Consider the following 16,807-nt stretch of genomic DNA (forward strand, 5'->3'; position numbering starts at 1 on the left):
AGATGCAACGCCACCAGCGACGACGAACACGCCGTGTCCACCGTCACCGCAGGACCCTCGAAACCAAACGTGTACGCGATACGACCCGACGCCACGCTCAGGGTCGTGCCGGTGAGGACGTAACCGTCGGATTCCTCGACGGCATCGCGCAGACGGGCTCCATAGCCCTGTTCCACGAGTCCGGCGAAGACGCCGGTACGGCTGCCGCGCAGCGTCGCCGGGTCGATACCCGCACGCTCCAGGACCTCCCACGACGTCTCCAGCAGCAACCGCTGCTGCGGGTCCATCGCCAGCGCCTCACGCGGCGAGATACCGAACAGTCCGGCGTCGAACTCGGCGGCGTCGTAGAGGAAACCGCCCTCACGGACGTACACCCGGCCGGGGGTGCCGGGCTTCGGGTCGTACAGGTCGTCCAGGTCCCAGCCGCGGTCGGCCGGGAACCCGCCGATCGCGTCACGGCCCTCGCTGACCAGCCGCCACAGGTCCTCCGGCGAACCGACACCACCGGGGAACCGGCAGGCCATACCCACGATCACCACCGGATCGTCGCCCACGCTCGCCGGTACGTGCGGAGCGGACTCGGTGGCTGCGGCGCCGGAGAGCAGAGCGTCCAGGTGGCCGGCCACGGCCTCGGGGGTCGGATGGTCGAACAGCAGGGAGGCGGGCAGGCGCAGTCCGGTGGCGGCCCGGAGCCGGTTGCGGAGGTCGACGGAGGTCAGGGACTCGAAGCCGAGATCCTTGAAGGTGCGGCGGGGCTCGACCTGGTCCGCGGAGTCATGGCTGAGGATGTCCGCGGCGTGGCCACGGACCAGTTCCAACAGGGCGCCGTGACGCTCACGTGGGGAGAGCCCGGTCAGGCGGTCGTGCGGAGGCGAGGTCACCTCGGCGATGTCCTCGGCGTCGGCGACGAGCCCGTCCTCAGCGGCACCGGCTCCGTCCTCGGGGCCCGGAGTCTGCACGGAGACCACGGCCTCGCCGATGACGGCCGACGACGGGGCACCGCCCGCTACCGCATCGGGCAGCCAGTAGCGGCGGCGCTGGAAGGCGTACGTCGGCAGTTCGGTGCGCCGGGCGTGGTGCGCGGCGAAGACGGGAGACCAGTCGACGGGGAGGCCACGGGTGTGCAGGGCGGCGAGGGCCGCAAGGAACGCGGGCGCCTCGGGGCGGTCCTTGCGGACGGCGGGGATCACGAAGGCCTCGTCGTCGTGCAGACTCTCCTCGGCCAGTGCCGTCAGGGTGCCGTCCGGGCCGAGTTCCAGGAATCGGCGGACGCCCTGTTCCTCCAGCGTCCGGATGCCGTCGGCGAACCGTACGGGACGGCGGACGTGCTGCGTCCAGTAGTCGGGGGACGCCAGTTCCCCGGGCGTCGCGGGGCGGCCGGTGACGTCGGAGACGATCGGGAGCGTGGGCTGCCCGTAGGAGACGTCGGCGAGCACGGCGCGGAACTCGTCCAGCATGGGTTCCATCAGCGGCGAATGGAAGGCGTGGCTGACGCGCAAGGCCGTCACCTTCCGGTCGCGGGCCCTGAAGTGCCGGGCCACCTCGTCCACGGCCTCGGCGGTGCCCGACACCACCACGGCGCGCGGTCCGTTGACAGCGGCGATGCCGGCCCGGTCGTTCAGCAGGGGCAGCACCTCGTCCTCGGTCGCTTCTACGGCGACCATCGCCCCGCCGGTCGGCAGGGCCTGCATCAGCCGCCCCCGGGCGACGACGACACGGCAGGCGTCGGCCAGCGACCAGACCCCGGCCACATGGGCCGCCGCGATCTCGCCGACGGAGTGGCCGAACAGGACATCGGGGCGTACGCCGAAGGACTCGGCGAGGCGGAAGAGGGCGACTTCGAGGGCGAAGAGGGCCGGCTGCGCGTACTCCGTCCGCTTCAGGCGCTCGGCGGCGGCGTCCGCGGTCTCGTTCTCGCCGCCCTCGCCGTTCCTGCCGCCTTCTCCGCCCTCTCCGAAGGCCATCTCACGCAGGCTGAAAGGGAGTTCCGCGTCCACCGCGTCGAAGGCCTCGGCGAAGGCGGGGTACGTCTCGTACAGCTCACGGCCCATGCCGAGCCGTTGGGAGCCCTGGCCTGCGAAGAGGAAGGCGGTGAGGGCATGGGCGGCTGGTTCGACGACGCCGGTGACGACATCGCGCGACGTGGTGCCGTCGGCCAGGGCGGTCAGGCCGCGCAGCAGTTCTTCGCTGCGCGTGCCGAGTACGACGGCACGGTGCTCGAACCGGGTCCTGGTCTCGGCCAGGGAGCGGGCGACGTCCGCCGGGTCGGGAGCGGGGTCGGTCTCCAGGCGGGTGAGCAGTCGGCGGGCCTGGCCGCGCAGCGCCTTGCGGGTACGGGCGGAGAGGATCCACGGAAGCGGAACGCGGGCGGCACCGGAGGGAGCCGCGTCCGGCGTGGACCCGCCCGCCTCGCCGGACTCGTGACCAGGCCATTCCTCCAGCACCACATGGCAGTTGGTGCCGCCCATCCCGAAGGAGCTGACGCCCGCCCGTCGGGGCCCGTCCTGGTGCGGCCACGGCTGGGGCGCGGTCGCGACCCGCAGGTTGAGGTCGTCCAGGGGAATGGCGGGGTTCGGGTTCTCGAAGTTGAGGCTGGCGGGGATCCGTCCGTGGCTGAGGGACAGGACGGTCTTCAGGAGTCCGGCGATGCCGGCCGCGCCCTCCAGGTGGCCGATGTTGGTCTTCACGGAGCCGACGAGCAGGGGTGAGGCGTCGGTGCGGGCGCGGCCGACGACCGTGCCGAGGGCCGCGGCCTCGATGGGGTCGCCGAGCCGGGTGCCGGTGCCGTGGAGTTCGACGTACTGGACGTCGGCCGGGTTCACCTCGGCCTGGCGGTAGGCGAGGCGCAGGACTTCCTCCTGGGCCTCGCGCAGGGGTGCGGTCAGACCGTCGCCGCCACCGTCGTTGTTGGTGGCGCTGCCGCGGATGACGCAGTGGACGCGATCGCCGTCGGCGAGGGCGCGGGCCAGGGGCTTGAGGAGGACGAGGGCGCCGCCCTCCCCGCGTACGTAGCCGTTGGCGCGGGCGTCGAAGGTGTAGCAGTGGCCGTCCGGGGAGAGGGCGCCGAAACCGGCGGAGGCCAGGGCGCTGTCGGGGGCGAGGGTGAGGTTGACACCGCCGGCCAGGGCGAGTTCGGACTCGCCGCGCCGCAGGCTCTCGCAGGCCAGATGTACGGCGACCAGGGAGGAGGACTGGCCGGCGTCCACGGTGAGGCTGGGGCCGCGCAGGCCGAGGACGTAGGAGAGGCGGTTGGCGATGATGCCTCGGTTCAGGCCGCTGAGCGTGTGCCGGCCGACGGCCTCGGGTCCGAGGCGGCGGGCGAGGGAGGCGTAGTCGTCCCAGATGGCGCCGACGAAGACGCCGGTGCGGCTGCCGCGCAGCCGGGCGGGGACGACGGCCGCTTCCTCCAGGGCCTCCCAGCCGAGTTCGAGGACCAGGCGCTGCTGGGGGTCCATGGCCGCGGCCTCGCGCGGGGAGATGCCGAAGAAGCCGGGATCGAAGCGGTCCACGTGGTCGAGGTAACCGCCGCGGTGGACTGTTCCGGGAGCGGCCGGGGCTGGGTCGGCGAGGGAGTCCCGGCGGTCCTCGGGGGTGTCGGTGACGGCGCTTTCGCCCTCGGCCAGGAGGCGCCAGAAAGCGGCGGGGTCGGGTGCCTGGGGAAAGCGGCACGAAATTCCGACGACCGCTATCGCGTTCCCGGCCGTCGTCGCGTCTGCGTATCCCGACGGGATACGGACCGTGTCCCCCGGGGCGGTTTGCGGACGCCCGGGGGATTCCGTCCCTCGCAGGAATTCCCCGCCCCCAACGGATTCGGGTCCCCGAGGGGATTCCGACGCGTTTTCCCGTGCCTGTGCGTCTTCTGGCAACACGGCCACTGCCTCCGCCCTACGGATCCAGCACAATTTCTGGCCGCGCATTCCGGCCGGATCCGACTGCCGCGCGACCTGCGGGACAATCGATGGTTGCGATGCGATCGGTGATTGCGATGCGATCGGTGGGTGCGATGCGATCGCCGGTTCCGATGTTTTTCATACTGGCGGCTGCCTGTGGGTGAGTCCCGCAGGCAGCTCGTGATCTAGGGAGACTTCTACTAGTTCCACCCTGGTCAGCGGCCGTCGGCGGCCCTCAGCGCCTGCGGTGGGCGACCATCTCGAGGCCGCCGCGGGGCTGGAGGGTGAAGTCGCTCGTGACCCGGTTCGGTGGTTCGCCGACCGGCTCGAACTCCCAGTGCCGGCTGAGGGTGGCCAGCGCCATGACGCCTTCCATCTGGGCGAAGACGTTGCCGATGCACTGACGGGGTCCGGCGCCGAAGGGCAGGTACGCGAGTTTGGGGCGGCCGGGGGCCTTGGCGTGGCCGGTGAGCGGGTCGGACGGGTCGGGCTCCGGCAGGAACCGCTGGGGGGCGAACCGCTCCGGCTCGGGCCACCAGGTGGCGTCGCGGTGCAGGACGTACGGGCTGACCATGAGCACGCTGTTGCGCGGGATGTGATAGCCGTTGGCCGTGTAGTCCTCCAGGGCGCGGCGTACCAGCACCCAGGCCGGTGGGTACAGGCGCAGCGCCTCCGAGTAGACCGCGTCGGTGAACTGGAGGCGGGGCAGGTCCTCGACGGTGGGCAGCCGGTCCCCGAGGACCTCGTCGATCTCGGCGTGAAGCTTCTCACGGATCTCGGGGTGGGTGCCGAGGAGGTAGTACGCCCAGGTCAGCGATCCGGAGGAGGTTTCGTGCCCGGCCATCAGCAACGTGATGGCCTCGTCGCGCAGTTCCAGATCGGTGAGGTGTTCGCCGGTGTCCGCGTCGGTGACGGTGAGCAGCACGGACAGCAGGTCCTCACCGTCGCCGGGGCCCTTGCGCCGGTCTTCGATCATGCCGTAGACGATGTCGTCGACGGCTTTCAGTCCCTGCTTGAACTGGCGGTTGGCGCGCAGCGGCAGGCGCAGCAGGATCTTGCCGATCGGGCTCAGTTCCCAGCGCAGCGGACCGCCTTCGCGGGGGAAGGCGGTGCGGATACGGTCGGCGGCCTCGCTTTCGAGGGAGACGTCGAAGAGGGTACGGGTGACCATGCCGAGGGCGAGCTCGTACATGGACTCGTGGAAGTTGAACCGTTCGTCGTCGCCGAACCTGGCCGAGAAGTCGTCGGCGATGCCGGCGAACGCGGAGCCGTATCCGGAGATGCGCTGACGGTGGAAGACGGGCTGGATGAGCCGGCGCTGCCGGCGGTGGTAGGTGCCGACGCTGGTCACCAGGCCCTTGCCCAGGACGCGTTCGAGGGTGGAGCCCCAGTCGTCGGGGCCGGGGCCGGTCTTCTGGGCGTCCTTGTCGAAGCGCCGGCTGGAGGCGATGATGACGTCCTGCACCACGCCGAAATCGCTGATGAGGAAAGCGTCGGTCTTTCCCATCGGAACGCGGACCACGGGTCCGTGCTTGTCACGCAGGCCCGACAGATAGCGCGGGACGTTTCTGACGATCTCGCGCATCTCCTTCAGCCGCATGGGTCCAGGAGAGGGTATGGATTCGGTCGGCGCAGGCGACTCGGGAGTTGTTTGAACGTCGGTCACAGATGTCTCCTGGGTCGGCGGAGGGTGACAGGTCTCGGTGCGCCGAGACAGCTGTGCAGGGAATCGGTGCCTGCGGCCGCGGCGGGAAAAGGACGTGTGCACGGGGTGGACCTGGCGCCCGACGCTAGCACCGGGGGCCCGGGGGACGACGAACCGTCGTGGAGTTCTAGGGAATTCCAAAGTGTTGGCCCGATGTGGCCGGTTACCGGGAGCCGGGGGGCGGGGCCGCACGTACGCTTACGCGTGGCAGCCGCCCTGATGTCAAAGTGTTGACGGTTGGGCGACCGGGCAACCGTTGCGTACGGTCCCATCGGACGGAGAACGCATGACCAGCGGCGGCAGCACCCTGCCGGACCAGCCCTCCAACGGCTCCGTCGGCGGTGGCCGGGCGGCTCGTGACCCGGCCGACTCCGACTCCGGTCCGCCCCTGCTGCTGACCGTGCTGGTGGACCTCGGCGTCCCGATCGGCCTGTACTACGGACTGACGGCGGCCGGGGTGAGCGATCTGATCGCGTTGACGGCCGGGGCGGTCGTTCCCGCGGCCGCGACGCTGGTGCGGTTCGTCAGGACGCGGCGGATGGATGTGCTCGGCGTGTTCGTGACGACCATGCTGGTGCTGAGCATCGTCGTGTCGGTGGTCGGGGGCAGTCCGCGGCTGCTGCTGGTACGGGACGGCTGGCTGACGGCCGTCGCCGGGCTGGGCTTCCTCGTGTCCTTGCGCGGCAGGCGCCCGCTGGCGTTCGGTTTCTCGCGACGGCTGCTGGAGCGGCGTGCCGTGGGCGGCCGGGACTGGGACGAACTGTGGGCGGAGGTCCCGCGCTTCCGGCGGATCTGGCGGGTCACCACGGTGATCTGGGGCATCGGGCTGCTGGTGGACTCGGGGATCCGGACGCTGATGGCGTACACGCTGCCGGTGCATGTGGTGCCGGCGCTCAACGGCGCCCAGTACGGCGTCTTCACCCTGCTGATGCTGGTGATCGTCAACATCTACCACGCGCGCGCAGGCCTGTGGCCGATCCTGATGCCGGAGGTCGATGACCCGCTGCGCGGCGGCGGTTACCGCGACGGCTACGGCGCCTGAGCGCTCCGCTGGGGGTGCCGCGGCAGGCCGTCGACAGGCCGCGGCGCCATCGTGGCCGGTCGCGCAGTTCCCCGCGCCCCTTCGGGGCGCGGGTGCGGGGCTCCGGTGCGCCCGCCCGGTGTGGGTCTCATTCCTGAGGTGCGCCGACCGTCGTCGTCTGTTGCGGCCGGTCCGTCCAGGCCGCTCCGCTCTCCACCAGCGGGCGCAGTTGCTGGGCGGCGCGGGGCAGGTTGACGGCGACGGCGCCACGGGCCCGGCCGTCGACGGCGTGGACGGCGGTGAACTTCCGCTCGGCCGGGCTGCCTTCGAGGATCTGGTACCGGTCGGCGCCGCCGACCTCCCCGAACACCTGGATCTTCAGATCGTGCTGGTCGGTCCAGAAGTACGGCAGCGCCGCGAACGGCCGCGCTCCGGTGCCGGCGAGCAGGTTGCGGGCGACGGCGACGGCCTGTTCGGCGGCGTGCGTACGGTGTTCCAGTCGCCGTCGGCGACCTGTGCGCACGTCGGGCCCGCTCGCCACGTCACCGGCGGCCCACACTCCGGGCCCCGCCGCGCACAGCGCGTCGCAGACGACGCCGTCCTCGACCCGGACGCCGCTGCCGTGCAGCCATTCGGTGTTGGTGAGCGAACCGACCGCGACCAGCACCACGTCCGCGGGCAGCAGCGTCCCGTCGGCCAGCCGTACGCCGGTGACGGCGCCGCCCTTGCCTTCGGCCCCGGTCACCCGGCCCTGTCGGAAGCGCAGCCCGAGATCGCGGTGCACGGCGGCGACCAGTGCGGCCGCCTGCGGGCCGATCAGGTCGAGGAGCGGTACGGGCCCGGTACCGACCAGTGTGACGTCGGCGCCCAGACCCCGGGCGGCGACGGCCGCCTCGGTGCCGAGCAGACCGGCGCCGGCCACCACGAGACGCGGCCCGCAGGCCAGGGCCGTGCGCAGGGCGAGGGCGTCGTCGAGGGTGCGCAGGACGTGGACTCCGGTCAGTCCCTCGGTGCCGGGCAGCCGCCGGGGCCGTACGCCGGTGGCGACGACTACGGCGTCGGCGTGCAGCCGGGTGCCGTCGGCGAGTTCGACGGCACGGCCGGTGCGGTCCAGCCGGACGGCGGCGGTGCCCAGTCGCAGGTCGATACCGAGGCGGTCGTAGGCGTCGGGGCCGCGCAGCCGGATCCGGTCCGGCTCCCACCGGCCGGAGAGGAGCTGCTTGGACAGCGGCGGCCGGTCGTAGGGCGGATGGGATTCGGCGCCGACGAGGGTGAGCCGGCCCTCGTAGCCCTGGCGTCGCAGGGTCTCGGCGGTGGTGGCGCCGGCGGCGCCCGCGCCGACGACGACGATCTCGTTCGGACCGGTCAACGGGTCACCTCGGTGGTCTGCTTCAGCGGCTCCCACCAGTCCCGGTTCGCCCGGTACCAGGCGACGGTCTCGGCCAGGCCGGTGGCGAAGTCCTGCTGCGGCCGGTAGCCGAGCTCGTCGCGGATCTTGGTCCAGTCGACGCAGTAGCGGCGGTCGTGGCCCTTGCGGTCCGGGACGTACTCGATGCGGTCCGGCCCCGCCCCGCAGGCGTCGAGCAGCAGGTCGGTGAGTTCACGGTTGGTCAGTTCGGTGCCGCCGCCGATGTTGTAGACCTCTCCGGCCCGGCCGCGGGTACGGACGAGTTCGATGCCTTGCACGTGGTCGTCGATGTGCAACCAGTCGCGGACGTTGCCGCCGTCCCCGTACAGCGGGACCTCGCGGCCGTCGAGGAGGTTGGTGACGAACAGCGGGATGACCTTCTCCGGGTACTGGTGGTGGCCGTAGTTGTTGGAGCACCTGGTCACCCGCACGTCCAGGCCGTGGGTGCGGTGGTAGGCGAGGGCGAGCAGGTCGGAGGACGCCTTGGAGGCGGAGTAGGGGGAGTTGGGCCGCGGCGGGCACTCCTCCGTCCAGGCGCCGGTGTCGATGGAGCCGTACACCTCGTCCGTGGAGACGTGCACGAAGGTGCGGACACCGTGCCGCAGCGCCGCGTCCAGCAGTGTCTGGGTGCCCAGGACGTTGGTGCGGACGAACTCGGTGGAGTTGAGGATCGAGCGGTCCACGTGGGACTCGGCAGCGAAGTGCACCACCTCGTCGTGCTCCGCCATGAGGTCGTCGACGAGGTCCTGGTCGCAGATGTCGCCCTTGACGAAGGCGAACTCCGGATGGTCGCGCACCTGGTCGAGGTTGGCGGGGTTGCCGGCGTAGGTCAGCTGGTCCAGGACGGTGACGGTGACACCGGCCGGGCCGCCGGGACCGAGCAGGGTTCTGACGTGGTGGGAGCCGATGAAGCCGGCCCCACCGGTCACCAGGACGCGGGTGGTGGCCGGGACGGCGGGTGCGCGGTGCGGGTCGGTCATGACGAGATCTGCACCCGCCCGTGGTCCCCGATGACCAGCCGGTGGGCGGAGGGCACCCGGGGGCCGAGGGAGACGCGTACGTTGCGGCCGACGAGCGAGCCCTCCACCCGGCGGATGCTGTCGAAGACGGACTCGCGCAGGATGATCGAGAACTCGATCTCGCTGTTGCGGATGACGCAGTCCTCCGCGATGGACGTCGACGGGCCGATGTAGGAGTCCTCGACGACGGTGCCGGGGCCTATGATCGCGGGCCCCACTATGCGGGAGCCGCGGATGACGGCTCCGGCGTCGATGTGCACCCGGCCCACGATCTCACTGCGCTCGTCGACGTCCCCGTCGACCCGGTACTCCAGCAGGTCCAGCAGTCTGCGGTTGACGTCAAGGATGTCCGCGGCGTTCCCGGTGTCCTTCCAGTAGCCCGTGATCACCGTTGTGCGCACGTCCCGGTCCCGGTCCAGCATCCACTGGATGGCGTCGGTGATCTCCAGTTCACCGCGCGGGGAAGGGCCGATGGCGCGCACCGCCTGGTGGATCGCCGGGCTGAACAGGTACACGCCGACCAGTGCCAGGTCGCTGCGGGGCTGCTCGGGTTTCTCCTCCAGCCGCACCAGCCGCCCCAGGTCGTCGAGTTCGGCGACGCCGAAGGCGGACGGGTTGGGCACCCGGGTGAGCAGGAGCTGGGCGTCCGGGCGCTCCTTGCGGAACTCGTCGACGGAGTCGGTGATGCCACCGAAGACGAAGTTGTCCCCCAGGAACATCACGAAGTCGTCGTCGCCGAGGAAGTCGCGGGCGATGAGCACGGCGTGGGACAGCCCCAGCGGTGCCTCCTGCCGGAGGTAGGTGACGTCGAGACCGAAGTCGGAGCCGTCGCCGACGGCCTGCCGGATCTCGTTCTCGGTGTCGCCCACCACGATCGCGACGTCGGTGATCCCGGCGTCGGCGATCGCCTCCAGGCCGTAGAAGAGAATGGGCTTGTTGGCGACCGGCACCAACTGCTTGGCCGAGGTGTGCGTGATCGGCCGCAGCCGGGTCCCCGCACCTCCTGACAGCACGAGAGCCTTCACGGTTTCCATCCCGCCTAACTGGTGTCGTCGGTGAGGGAGCCGGCCGTCAGGACTGGATCTCGATGGCGCCGGAGGGGCAGATCAGTTCCGCCTCGTTCACGGCGGTGTGCAGATCCTGCGACGGCTCGGCCTGCAGCAGTTCCACGAGGCCGTCCTCACGGCTCTGGTCGAAGACGCCGGGAGCGGCCAGCACACACTGACCGGCTCCGACACAGCGCTCGCGGTCCACGTTGATCTTCATGGTCTCTTGTCCTGTTCCTGTGGTGATCTGGTGTGCAGCGGTCGGGGGGACCCGGTGACGGGCCTCGGTGTGGCCGATGGAACGGTCAGCTGACCTCCGCCAGTCGTTCCAGGGACGCCACCACGTCCTTCGGGGTCGGCATGGCCTCGCAGTCTGCGCGCAGCCGCCGGGCGGCGTCGGCGTACTCCGGCTGCCCGGTGAACTGCCGGATGTGGTCGCGGACCTTCTCTGCGGTGGCGTCCCGGTGGTGCAGGTAGACGCCGGCACCCGCGCGCTGGAGCGCCCGGCCGCGCAGTTCGTGGTCGGAGACCAGGGTGGAGAGCACCAGTTGGGGCACTCCGTGGGCCATGGCGGTGGCGAAGCTGCCGTATCCGCCGTGGTGGACGACGGCCGAGCAGCTCGGCAGCAGCGTGTTCAGGGCCACCGAGTCGACGGCCCGGGCGTTGCCGGGGATCGAGGTGAGCTTGTCCCGTTGTGCGGGCAGCAGCGCGGCCACGACCTCCACGTCCTCGTCGGCGAGGGCTTCGAGGATCTCCTGCACGGACACGTAGTCGCCGCCGTAGTCCTCGGTGTTGGAGGCTCCGAGGCTGACGCAGACCCGCGGCCGCTTGGGCGCCTCGCGCAGCCAGTCCCACACCACCGCACGGCCGTTGTACGGGACGTGCCGCATCGGCAGTTCGGGCGAGGCCGTCGGGATGGACAGGGACGCGGGCAGGGTGCTGATGGTGGCCTGGCCGTGCAGCATCTCCTCGTCGCAGGAGAAGCCGAAGGGCTCCGACCTCCCCGCCAGCCACTCCGCGAGCGGATCCACCCGCTCGGCCTCGGGCTGCTCCCGCATCAGCTCCAGATACGTCTGCCGGGTACGGCCCCATACGTCCGCGCACCACATCAGGCGCACGTGCGCGGCTCCGCCGATGCGGGCGGCGACGGCACCGGCGTACGCCAGCGGGTCCCGCACCACCACATCGGGCCGCCAGCTCTGCGCGAAGGCCGCCAGGTCCTCGATCATGGAGTCGTTGTAGACGGCGAACGCGTAGGGCACGCTCAGCTCGTAGCGCTCCTTCAGCTCCGTCCAGTCCACGTCGGGGCGTTCGCAGCGGCTCCAGTTCGCCGTCCGGTAGTCCTGCGACTCCCGGTAGGCGGCCATGTCCCGGTGGATGGCGTGGTCGCTGCCGACGGGGACGGCGGTGAGCCCGGCGCGGGTGATGGTCTCGGTCGCCATCGGCTGGCTCGCCACGCGGACGTCGTGGCCCGCCGCGGTGAGCGCCCATGCCAGCGGAGCCATCAGGTACACGTGGGACTTCTCGGACAGGGTGACGAACAGGACCCGCATCATGCTCCCTCGGTTCGGTGGGCCGGCCCCTGGCCGGTGGTGTGCGGCGGCAGCACCGTGTCGATCCAGGTGGTGAGGGCTCCCGCGGTGGTGACGGCGTGGGATTCCATCATCGTGAAGTGGTTTCCGGGGACGTCGACCACGCTGCCCGCGCCGTCCCAGGAGCTCTGCCAGTCCCCCGGCTCCAGCGGCCCGTCCTGGGCCACGCTCACCGGCGGCTCGCTGGGGCGCGCCAGCAGTACGGGCACGGACAGGTCGCCCGGATCCCACTCGCCGATCATTCGGATGTACCAGCTCATCGCGGACAGCCGGTCGGCGTCCATGTGCGCGAACATCGACTCCCGGTCGAACATCCCGCCCAGCATCTCGGCGGAGAAGCGGGTGAACGGCGAGTCCGCGCGCGGCATGTACGTGTCGAGCAGGGCCACGCCCAGGGGTGGCTGCCCGGACTTCTCCAGATGGCGGGCGGTGGCGAGCGCCAGGATGCCGCCGGAGGAGGATCCGGTGAGGACGAACGGCCTGCCGTCCGCGCACCGCAGCACCCACTCGGCCTGCGTCCTGGCCACCACGTCCAAGGACGCGGGCAGCGGCTCGCCGCGCCCGAATCCGGGCGTGGGCAGCGCCCATACGTCCCGCCTGCCGCGGAAGGCGGACGCGAACCGCGCGTACTGGTGCACTCCGGCGAGCGCCACGTAGGAGCTGAAGCAGATCAGCGTGGCGCCCTCGTCCCCCGCGGCCAGCCGCAGCCCGGCGGCCGGGCCGGTCAGGCCTGCCGGGGACTCGAAGACCGGTCGCAGTTCGGCGACCGCCTGGAGCAGGGCGAAGCCCTCGTCGATGCGGCCCTGTTCGCACGCGGTGCGGAACAGGGCGCCCACGGTGTCCTGCGGGCGGGCGGAGTGCTGCGCCGTCTGGTCGCCGGGCCGGTCCGTACCCGGGGCACCATGGGGGTCGCCGGAGGCCGCTCCGGCGAACCGTTCGGCCAGGTCGGCGGCGAGGGCCTGCGGGGTGTCGAGGTCGAAGACGAGTGTCGGGGGCAGCCGGAAGCCGGTCATGGAACCGAGCCGGTTGCGCAGCTCCACCGCGGTCAGCGAGTCGAAGCCGAGCTCCGCGAAGTGCCGGTCGGGCAGCACCTCGTCGGTCGAGTCGTGACCGAGCACGGCGGCGACCTGGTCCCGGACCGCGTCGAGCAGCACCGCGAGCCGTTCCGCGTCGGCGAGTCCCGCCAGCCGTACGGCCAGTGACCGCCCGCCGTCCGCCGGCGCGCCCGCGGACACCGTACGACGCGCCCCGGTACGTGCGGCACCCGACGCGGCGGCGCGGGCGACGGCGACCACGGCCGCGTCCGGCCGGGCGAGGGCCGCGTCGAAGAGTGCGAGGCCCGCCTCGGCGGTCAGCGGCAGCATGCCGCCCCGGGCCATGCGCTCCCGGTCGGCGGCGCCGAGCCCCGCGGTCATGCCGCTCTCGGCGGCCCACAGGCCCCAGGCGATCGACGTGGCGGGCAGGTCGTGGGCCCGGCGGTGCAGGGCGAGCCCGTCGAGGAAGGCGTTGGCCGCCGCGTAGGCGCCCTGGCCCGCCGCGCCGAAGGTACCCGCCGCCGAGGAGAACACGACGAACACCGACAGGTCCCGGTCCTCGGTCAACCGGTGCAGATGCCAGGCCGCGTCCGCCTTGGGACGTAGTGCGCCGTCGGTCCGGGCGTCGGTCAGCGTCGTCAGCGTCGCGTCGTCGACGACACCGGCGACATGCACGACACCGGCGAGCGGATGCTCCTCGGGGACACGGGCGAGCAGGTCCTCCAGCTGGGTCGGGTCGGCGACGTCGCAGGCCACGAGCGTCGCCTCGGCTCCGTGCGCGGCCAGCTCCGCGATCAGGGCCCCGGCCCCCGGCGCCTCCTCACCGCGCCGGGACGCCAGCAGCAGCCGGCGCGCCCCGTACGCGGTGACCAGATGGCGTGCCACGAGGGTGCCGAGGGCTCCGGTGGCGCCGGTGACGAGGACGGTGCGGTCGGGGTCGAAGGGTGCCGTCGGCGCGGATCCGCCCTCGGAGTCGGGGGCCTGGGCCGTCGATGTCTCTGCGGGCATCAGGTCGGGCACCAGCAGCGCTCCGTCGCGTACGGCGGACTGCGGGAGGGCGGCGGCAATCGCGGCCGGGACGGCGCGGAGGGCGCCGTCGTCACCGGACGCGGTGGCGCCGTCCAGGTCGAGGAGCTGCAACCGGTCGGGGTGTTCCAGCTGGGCGGACCTGACGAGTCCCCACAGTGCGGCGGCCGGGAGGTCGCTCACGTCCTCCGCCTCCGCGGTGGCGAGGGCACCGCGGGTGACCAGGACCAGTCGCGAACCGGAGAACCGTTCGTCGCCGACCCAGTGCCGGCCGAGGTCCACGGCCGAGGCCAGCAGCTCCCGGGTGGCCTCGGGGGCGGGTGCGCCGGAGGCCGTGCAGGTGGTGAGGACGACCTTGGGCGGGGCGGTTCCCGTGTCGACGGCCGCCGCGAGCGAGGCGAGGTCGGCGTAGCACTCCAGGTGCACCCCGGCCGCGTCCAGTGCCTCGGCGAGACCGCCGCCGCCCTGCCCCAGCAGCGCCCAGCGCACGGTTTCGGGGGCCGGGGCGGCGGGCTGCGGCTCGGCGCGCCGCCAGCGCTGCACCAGCAGGGGCGGCGGGGCGTCCACCGCACCGGCCTGCGGCGCTTCGGGGATCTGTCCGGCGGCGACCCTGCGCAGCACCAGGCTGTCGGCCGTGGCCACCGGCCGGCCGTCGGAGTCGGCGACGGACACCGTGTACTCGTCCGGGCGGCCGGTGGGCGCCAGATGGACGCGCAGCGCGCTCGCCCCGGTCGCGTAGAGGGAGACGCCGTTCCAGGCGAACGGCAGGGTGGCCGAGGCCCCATCGGCGCTCGCGCTGTCCAGGGCTTCGACGAGCAGGGTCTGCACGGCGGCGTCCAGCAGGGCGGGGTGCAGCCCGTAGCGGGCCGCCTCGACTCGATGGCCCTCCGGCAGCGCGACCTCAGCGAACAGGTCCCGGTCGCGTCGCCAGACGCGGCCGAGTCCCCGGAACGCGGGCCCGTAGGTGAACCCTGCGGCGGCGAACAGCTCGTACCAGTCGCCCTCGCCCTCCGCACCCGGTACGACCGGCACGGCACCCGGCGGCGGCCAGGCACCGGCGTCCTGCGGCACGGGTCCGGGCTCCTCGGCGAGCAGCCCCTGCGCATGGCGGGTCCACGACTGGCCGGCAGCGGCGTCGGCGGACCTCGAATGCACGCTGAACGGCCGCCGCCCTTCATCGTCCGGCCCGCCTATGGCGAGTTGAAGCTGTACGGCGCCGCGCTCGGGCAGCACCAGCGGGGTCTCCAGGGTCAGCTCGGCGACATGTCCGAGGCCGACCTGGTCACCGGCGTACACGGCCAGTTCGAGGTAAGCGGTGGCGGGCAGGATGGTCCGGCCCAGTACACGGTGGTCGGCGAGCCACGGATGGGCACGGGCGGACAGTCGCCCGCTGAGCACCAGTCCACCTGTGTCGGCGACCCGCACGGCCGCCGACAGCAGCGGGTGCCCTGCGCGCTCGAGCCCGGCCGCGGTCACATCACCGGGCCGATCGGAGGCGTCCAGCCAGTAGCGGCGCCGCTGGAAGGCGTAGGTCGGCAGCAACAGTGGTCGGGTATCGGGCAGTTGGGCCACCCATTCGACGCGAACCCCGTCGACGTGCAGCCGTGCCAGTGCCCCGACCAACGAGGGTGCCTCGGGGCGGTCCTTGCGGAGCGCGGGTACGAGCAGTGCCGCCTCGGGGTCGTCGAGGGCGCTCTGGGCGAGGGCGGTGAGGGTGCCGTCGGGGCCGAGTTCGAGGTAGCGGGTCACGTTCTGTGCGGCGAGGGTGCCCACGGCATCGGCGTAACGCACGGTCTGGCGCACGTGCCGTACCCAGTAGTCCGGGGACATGAGCTCGTCGGCGGTGAGGGCGGCACCGGTCACCGTGGAGACGAGAGGCAGCCTCGGACGCGCGTAGGACAGGCTCTCGGCGACCTTGCGGAAGTCCGCGAGCATGGGCTCCATCAGCGGGGAGTGGAAGGCGTGGCTGACGCGCAGGGCGGTCGTCTTGCGGCCCTGGGCACGGAAGTGCGCGGCCACCTCCTCCACGGCATCCGAGGCACCCGAAACGACCACCGCCTGCGGCCCGTTGACCGCCGCGATACCCACCTCATCGTTGAGCAGCGGCAGCACCTCGTCCTCAGCGGCCTGGAGCGCGACCATCGCACCGCCCCCGGGCAGCGCCTGCATCAACCGGCCACGCGCGGCGACCAGTCGGCACGCGTCCGCCAGGGACCACACCCCCGCCACATGCGCCGCCGCGATCTCACCGATCGAATGACCGGCCAGCACGTCCGGACGCACACCCCACGACTCCAGCAACCGGAACAACGCCACCTCAAGGGCGAAGAGGGCGGGCTGGGCGTACTCGGTCCGGTTCAGACGCTCCGCGTCCTCACCGAAGACCACCTCCCGCAGATCGAACGGGAGTTCCGCGTCCACCGCGTCGAAGGCCTCGGCGAAGACCGGATACGTCTCGTACAACTCCCGGCCCATATCGAGGCGTTGAGAACCCTGCCCGGCGAACAGGAACGCCGTGCACGCGTCTCGCCGGGCCGTGCCCGTGGCGGCGTTCACGGCCCCCTCACCGGAAGCGACCGCCTCAAGGCCGCGCAGCAACTCCGTACGGTCCGTGCCCCAGACCACGGCCCGGTGCTCGAACAACGACCGCGACCGCACCAGACAAGCACCGACCTCGGCGACACCCGGCGACTCGTCTGCGGTCACGAACTCCACGAGCCGCGCAGCCTGGTCCCGCAGCGCCGCGGCCGTACGGCCCGAGACCACCCACGGCACCAGGCCACCACCGCCGGCCGGCGCACTCACCGGCTCGGTCTCCTCTCGGACCGGCGCCTCCTCCAGCACCACATGCGCGTTCGTGCCGCTGATACCGAACGACGACACACCCGCCCGACGCACATGCCCTTCGGTCTGCGGCCAGTCGGCGTTGTCGGTGAGCAGGTCGACCGCGCCTGCGGACCAGTCCACGTGCGACGACGGCTCGTCCGCGTGCAAGGTGCGCGGCAGCACCCCGTACTGCAGAGCCAGCACCATCTTGATCACACCCGCCACACCCGCAGCGGCCTG

Annotated in this window: 9 protein-coding genes; 1 reads left to right on the top strand and 8 read right to left on the bottom strand. The window is 72.2% G+C overall.

The genetic code is table 11. The annotated features are described in order from the left end of the window. Positions 1-3,731 (bottom strand): type I polyketide synthase (locus ACWC5O_RS43960; RefSeq protein ID WP_450781276.1); only part of this gene is annotated, 3,731 nt, incomplete at its 3' end. A 394-nt stretch (positions 3,732-4,125) separates the two neighbouring features. Then, complete coding sequence (locus ACWC5O_RS43965; protein ID WP_450592269.1) at positions 4,126-5,490, bottom strand: cytochrome P450; 1,365 nt, start codon at positions 5,488-5,490, stop codon at positions 4,126-4,128. A gap of 391 nt (positions 5,491-5,881) precedes the next feature. On the opposite strand from ACWC5O_RS43965, the gene ACWC5O_RS43970 reads away from it, so the two are divergent. Beyond that, positions 5,882-6,637 (top strand): VC0807 family protein, encoded by a 756-nt coding sequence (locus ACWC5O_RS43970; protein WP_450592270.1) that lies wholly within the window; start codon positions 5,882-5,884, stop codon positions 6,635-6,637. Between the two features lie 127 nt (positions 6,638-6,764). On the opposite strand, the gene ACWC5O_RS43975 is transcribed toward ACWC5O_RS43970, so the two are convergent. From ACWC5O_RS43975 to ACWC5O_RS44000, 6 genes are all read right to left on the bottom strand, one after another. Continuing rightward, a complete protein-coding gene (locus ACWC5O_RS43975; protein ID WP_450592271.1) occupies positions 6,765-7,985 on the bottom strand; it encodes an NAD(P)/FAD-dependent oxidoreductase in 1,221 nt (406 codons plus the stop codon). After that, on the bottom strand, positions 7,982-9,004 hold the full coding sequence (rfbB, locus tag ACWC5O_RS43980; RefSeq protein WP_450592273.1) for a dTDP-glucose 4,6-dehydratase: 1,023 nt from the start codon (positions 9,002-9,004) through the stop codon (positions 7,982-7,984). Before rfbB ends, ACWC5O_RS43975 begins: the two co-directional genes overlap by 4 nt. Continuing rightward, on the bottom strand, positions 9,001-10,068 hold the full coding sequence (locus ACWC5O_RS43985; protein ID WP_450592275.1) for a glucose-1-phosphate thymidylyltransferase: 1,068 nt from the start codon (positions 10,066-10,068) through the stop codon (positions 9,001-9,003). The genes rfbB and ACWC5O_RS43985 overlap by 4 nt, the downstream gene beginning before the upstream one ends. 46 nt (positions 10,069-10,114) lie before the next feature. Beyond that, positions 10,115-10,309, bottom strand: a complete 195-nt coding sequence (locus ACWC5O_RS43990; protein ID WP_450592276.1) for a ferredoxin — start codon at positions 10,307-10,309, stop codon at positions 10,115-10,117. Between the two features lie 85 nt (positions 10,310-10,394). After that, positions 10,395-11,645 (bottom strand): activator-dependent family glycosyltransferase, encoded by a 1,251-nt coding sequence (locus ACWC5O_RS43995; protein WP_450592278.1) that lies wholly within the window; start codon positions 11,643-11,645, stop codon positions 10,395-10,397. After that, a partial coding sequence (locus ACWC5O_RS44000; RefSeq protein WP_450781274.1) for a type I polyketide synthase occupies positions 11,642-16,807 on the bottom strand: 5,166 nt, incomplete at its 5' end. The genes ACWC5O_RS44000 and ACWC5O_RS43995, both read right to left, overlap by 4 nt.

It is taken from the genome of Streptomyces sp. NPDC001450, from assembly GCF_053597295.1.